1 protein-coding gene is annotated in these 222 nt (G+C 68.5%); it reads right to left on the bottom strand.

Annotation, left to right across the window (positions count from 1 at the left end; genetic code table 11):
- A partial coding sequence (locus tag EOA79_RS32540) for a VCBS domain-containing protein (protein ID WP_164894098.1) occupies positions 1-222 on the bottom strand: 222 nt, incomplete at both ends.

Genomic DNA, 222 nt, shown 5'->3' with positions numbered 1-222 from the left:
GGCGTTGGCGGTGTTGTCGACGTCGCTTGCCGTCAGTGAGCCGGTCGCCGTCACCGGGGCGTCGGCGCCGTCCTCGTCGACCGCACCGCTGGTGGTGCCGGCGATGATGGCGGCATCGTTGGTGCCGGTGATCGAGATGGTGATCAGCTGGGGCGTGCCGTCCTCGGAATAGACGGTGAAGGAGTCGCTGAGCGGATCGCCGTCGTTGAGAGCGTCGACCGC

This window comes from Mesorhizobium sp. M1A.F.Ca.IN.020.03.2.1 (assembly GCF_004023205.1).
Taxonomy (GTDB): Bacteria; Pseudomonadota; Alphaproteobacteria; order Rhizobiales; family Rhizobiaceae; genus Mesorhizobium.
The sequence above is the reverse complement of the archived record's forward strand: the minus strand, read 5'-3'. Positions and strand labels throughout refer to the sequence as shown.